The following is a 4853-nucleotide window of genomic DNA, read 5'->3' as shown; positions in this document are numbered from 1 at the left end:
GGCGCGATGCGCTGGTGACGCCGTTCGGCTACCGGCACCCCGATCATGACGCTTACGTCTTCCACATCACCTTCGCTTACCAGATCCAGCGTCTGGCGGACGACAAAGCTGCAGCATGGCAGGCGCTGTTCGATGATGGCCTGGCACTTTTCGCAAAGCAGGCACCGGTGATCGAGATCAAGGCGCCCGCCTTCTGCGCCTTCCGCGACATGAAGCATTTCGAGGAATTGCTGGTGCTCGGCTGATTGCTTGCTGGGCGCCGGTCCTCACGCCTGTGGAGCGTAACAAAACTGACATGCTGGCGACACGGCAGGTTCATGTGGCTGCGTTAGGCGAGAGCCTAACGATCAATAAGGCCCGGACTGGAGCCCAGCCCCATGTCAGCAAGCTCTGCCACACTCGAAATCCGCGGCGTCAGCCGACGATTTGGCAAGAACACCGCCGTCAACGATGTCAACATCTCGATCCCGCAGGGTCAGATGGTTGGCGTCATTGGCCGTTCGGGCGCCGGCAAATCGACCCTCCTTCGCATGATCAACCGTCTTGTCGACCCCAGCCAGGGGTCGATTTTTTTTGACGGCGCCGAGGTCTCCCAGCTGCGCGGCTCGCCGCTGCGGCGCTGGCAGCGCGACTGCGCCATGATCTTCCAGCAGTTCAACCTGGTGCCGCGCCTCGACGTGCTGACCAATGTGCTGCTTGGCAAGTTGAACCACCGTTCGACCCTGTCCAATCTTCTCGGCATGTTCTCGCGCGCCGAATGCGCCGAGGCGGTCGCCGCCCTTGAGCGGCTCGACATCGCCCGCACCGCGCTTCAACCCGCCGGCACCTTGTCTGGTGGGCAGCAGCAGCGCGTCGCCATTGCCSGCGCCCTGATGCAGCAGCCCAGGGTGATCCTCGCCGACGAGCCGATCGCCTCGCTCGACCCGCTCAACGCCAAGGTGGTGATGGATTCGCTGCAGGACATCAATCTGCGCGAAGGCATCACCGTCGTCACCAATCTGCACACGCTCGATACCGCGCGCACCTATTGCAACCGCATCATCGGCATGGCTGCCGGCAAGGTCGTCTTCGATGGCCCACCGGAAGAGCTTAACCGCGAAGCCGTGCGTCTCGTCTATGGCGCCGACGGCAATGGCGGCGAAATCGCCGAGGCCATCACCTCSACCAGCGTYGCCTTCAAGCAAAAGATYGCAGCATCCGCCGGACCGCTCGAGCCTGCATTCCCAGGCTACTGAGTTCAACAAAGAGCGGCTCGGATCGTCCGCCCACGTCAAGGGCACCTGTCAAAATCGATAACGCTGCCGGCGCGGGGCCGGAACCTACAGGAGAGATAACAGATGTTCAGGAAGATGGTTCTCGGCGCCGTTTCGGTGCTCGCCATGGCCACCAGCATGGCCCACGCCGCCGATCTGAAGGAATTCCGCGTCGGCATTCTGGGCGGTGAAAACGAAACCGACCGGCTGCGCAACTACCAGTGCCTGGCCGACCATCTGAAGACCGAATTCGGCTTCGAGAAGGTCTCGCTGTTCCCCGCCGCCGACTATGATGGCGTCATCCAGGGCCTGCTCGGCGGCACGCTCGACTTCGCCGAACTCGGCGCTTCCGGCTACGCCAGCGTCTACATCAAGGACCCGAAGGCGGTCACCCCGATCCTCACCACCCAGCAGACYGAYGGCGCCACCGGCTATTATTCGATCGGCCTGGCGCTSAARWCMTCCGGCATCACCGACATCAAGTCGGCCAAGGGCAAGAAGCTCGGCTAYGCCGATCCGGAYTCGACCTCSGGCTAYCTGATCCCGCTSACCCAGATYCCSAAGRMCACCGGCGCYTCCAACGAGRCCTWTTTCGCCTCGACCCAGTTCAACGGCGGCCATGAGAACAACATCCTGGCCGTGCGCGACGGCAAGGTCGACGTCGCGGTCGACGATTCCTCCGGCATCGGCGATTTCAAGAACGGCTACACCTCCGGCACCTTCCACAAGGAAGTCGCCAAGGGCGCCGTCGACCCCAACGACTTCGTCGAAGTCTGGCGCTCGGGCCTGATCCCGAACGGCCCGCTGGTCGTGCGCGCGGCGATTGGCGACGAGATGACCGCCAAGCTCGCCGCCTTCTTCACCGACCTGCCGAAGAAGGACAAGGCTTGCTTCGAGGGCGTCGAAGGTGGCGATTTCACCGGCTACGTTCCGGTGAAGCCGGACTTCTACAACGTCATCGTCGAAGCCCGTAAGGCAGCCATCGGCGGCTAACGGCGAAATCGGAAAGGGCGGCGCCGAAAGTGCCGCCCTTTTTGCATCTCCGATCATGACCCTTTCCGTGACAGCCCCTTCTTTGACAGCCTCTTCTGGCGCCACCCACCAGTTGGCCGAGGCCTGGCGACGCCAGACGTCGCTGCGCCGGTTCTATACGGTGCTTGGCGTCGGCCTGCTGCTCGCCGCGATGTTCGCCAGCATGTGGTTCGCCGACGAGGCCAATGCCGGCCATTTTTTCGACCGGCTGCCGCATATTCTGGATTTCCTGAGCTGGCTCGTCCCCAAGGACTGGAACGACGTCTGGCGGGCGCTGTTCGACATTGCCTCGCCGCATGACACCGGCACGCAGGAATTCAACTTCCCGCTCGGCCGCGTCTATGTCTGGGGCGGGTTCTACGTCCCCGAATATTTCGAGCTGATGCTGACTACGGTGAACATGGCCCTGGTTTCGACCTTCATCGGCTTCATCTTCGCGGTGCCATTCTCGTTCATCGCAGCGCGCAATCTGACGCCCCATCCGCTGCTGCGGCTGATCGTCAAGCGCTTCATGGAACTGCTGCGCGCCTTTCCCGAGATCGTCATCGCCGGCCTGTTCGCGGCCATCGTCTCGATCGGCCCGATCGCCGCCATCATCGCCATCGGCCTGCATTCGATCGGCGCACTCGGCAAGCTGTTCTACGAGGTCAACGAGAACATCGATATGCGCGCCGAGGAAGGTCTGCGCGCGGTCGGCGCCAACTGGTTCGAGCGCGTGCGCTTTGCCGGCCTGCCGCAGGTGCTGCCCAATTTCATGTCCTACACACTGCTGCGCGTCGAGATCAATGTCCGCGTCTCGACCATCATCGGCGCCGTCGGCGGCGGTGGCATCGGCGAGGAGTTGAAGCTGTCCATCTCGCGCGGCTTCGGCGCCAAGACCCTGGCGCTGGTGCTGCTCCTGTTCACCACCATCTTCATCATCGACCAGTTTTCCGCCTGGCTGCGCCGCAAGCTGGTCGGCGAACAAGCCTTCATGATGGGGGCGTAAATCATGGCGACCATGACCGCCGAGGAGATGCTGTCGATCACGGAACGCTATCCCCTGGTGTTCCGGCGGCCGCTGTACAAGCGCTTCGCGCCGCTCTTCCTGTTCGTCGGCATCCTGACTTACCTCATCTATGTCCTGTGGTTCTTCAGCCTGCCGCAAGTGTTGCGGGAATCGCACTGGGAGCGTCTGCCGCTCTTCCTGACACAATGGGTCAGCTACGATTTGCAGCCTGAGTTCCGGCTCGACCAGCCGGAGATCACGCCCAAATACCCGCGCTTCTCCGCGCTGGGCGAAAACCCCAACCCAGACTGGGTGATCAAGAACCCGGACGGCACCTTCACCGTGCTGATCGACGGCCCGGCAAAATCCGTCACCTTCGACAAGGCTCAGGCGACGATCGTGGCCAACGGCCAGACCGTGCCGGTTTCGCTGACCGGCGGCAAGCCGGTGATCACAGGCCCGGTGCCGGACTGGATCACCGCGCATGATGACGAGGTGGTGGCCAAGATGGGGTTCGTCGGCGAGGTGCGCGTCACCGTCGACCGCGTCAAGGTGCGCAAGCGCTTCCTCGGCTGGGCGAATTTCGTGTTCGACACACGCTCGCCCTTCTTCGGTAAATCAGCGGGAGAAGTGGTTTCGCTGATCGTGTCCGGGCCCGAACTGAAGCCGGGCACCTCGAACCTGGCGCTGGCCGGCGACAACATCTGGAACAACGCCCAGTGGCAGCATGGCGACGTCTGGACGAAGCTTTTGCAGACCATCGTCATGGCATTTCTGGGCACGCTGCTTGGCGGTATCGTCGCCTTCCCGCTCGCCTTCTTCGCCGCCCGCAACATCACGCCGAGCGGGGCGCTCAGCCAGGTGCTCAAGCGCTTCTTCGACTTCATGCGCTCGGTCGACATGCTGATCTGGGCGCTGTTCTTCACTCGCGCCTTCGGCCCCGGGCCGCTGGCCGGTAGTGCCGCGATCTTCTTCACCGAGATCGGCACGCTCGGCAAGGTCTATTCGGAAGGTCTCGAGAACATCGACGACAAGCCACGCGAAGGTGTGTTGTCGACCGGCGCCAACGGCCTCCTAGTGCAACGCTACGGCGTGATGCCCGAAGTCATTCCGGTGTTCATCAGCCAGACGCTCTACCAGTGGGAATCCAACACCCGTGGCGCCACCATCATCGGCGCTGTCGGCGCCGGCGGCATCGGCCTGAAATTGTGGGAAGCGATGCGCACCAATTCCAACTGGGCCAACGTCTTCTACATGGTGCTGCTGATCCTGCTCGTCGTCTTCATCTTCGACAACATCTCGAACTTCCTGCGCCGCCGGTTGAGCCGGACGATCCACGACTACAACAGGATACAGGCCGAGCAGGGTTAGGCGCCTCGCAACGAAAATTTTGACGCCAACGTTTGGTAGGTTTCTAAACCCTCGCCAGCAACGCGCAGCCGCGCCCTCACCCCGCCTTCTTCCACCCGTTCTTGATATGCTTGTACCCGTCCCGATAAACCGCTTCCGGAGTTTCCGCGAAATCGCGCCACACCTTCGTCGCCGCCGCCAGATCCTTCAGCGAACGCCCAAACGACTCG

4 protein-coding genes and 2 pseudogenes are annotated in these 4853 nt (G+C 62.6%); 5 read left to right on the top strand and 1 reads right to left on the bottom strand.

Annotation, left to right across the window (positions count from 1 at the left end; all coding sequences use genetic code 11):
* From AC1DX0_RS31230 to phnE (AC1DX0_RS31210), 5 genes and pseudogenes are all read left to right on the top strand, one after another.
* Positions 1-245 (top strand): annotated as a pseudogene (locus tag AC1DX0_RS31230) (DUF1868 domain-containing protein); the annotation flags it as partial.
* A gap of 132 nt (positions 246-377) precedes the next feature.
* Positions 378-1235: a phosphonate ABC transporter ATP-binding protein gene (gene phnC / locus AC1DX0_RS31225; RefSeq protein WP_477358289.1), complete on the top strand. Its 858-nt coding sequence runs from the start codon at positions 378-380 to the stop codon at positions 1233-1235.
* 102 nt (positions 1236-1337) lie between these two features.
* Complete coding sequence (phnD, locus tag AC1DX0_RS31220; RefSeq protein ID WP_477358288.1) at positions 1338-2246, top strand: phosphonate ABC transporter substrate-binding protein; 909 nt, start codon at positions 1338-1340, stop codon at positions 2244-2246.
* 55 nt (positions 2247-2301) lie between these two features.
* Entirely contained in the window at positions 2302-3273 is a 972-nt protein-coding gene (gene phnE / locus AC1DX0_RS31215) for a phosphonate ABC transporter, permease protein PhnE (RefSeq protein ID WP_477220226.1), read from the top strand.
* Between the two features lie 3 nt (positions 3274-3276).
* Positions 3277-4644 (top strand): phosphonate ABC transporter, permease protein PhnE, encoded by a 1368-nt coding sequence (gene phnE / locus AC1DX0_RS31210; RefSeq protein ID WP_477220227.1) that lies wholly within the window; start codon positions 3277-3279, stop codon positions 4642-4644.
* 76 nt (positions 4645-4720) lie between these two features.
* Here phnE (AC1DX0_RS31210) and AC1DX0_RS31205 read toward each other — a convergent pair.
* Positions 4721-4853 (bottom strand): annotated as a pseudogene (locus tag AC1DX0_RS31205) (sugar phosphate isomerase/epimerase); the annotation flags it as partial.

Source organism: Mesorhizobium sp. P3_A9 (assembly GCF_056402975.1).
Note: the sequence above shows the minus strand (reverse complement) of the source record. Positions and strands in the feature narration are given on the sequence as shown.

Coding starts and splice junctions, on each gene's coding strand:
- phnE (WP_477220227.1), top strand. CDS start 3,277: ATGGCGACCATGACCGCCGAGGAGATGCTGTCGATCACGGAACGCTAT.
- phnE (WP_477220226.1), top strand. CDS start 2,302: ATGACCCTTTCCGTGACAGCCCCTTCTTTGACAGCCTCTTCTGGCGCC.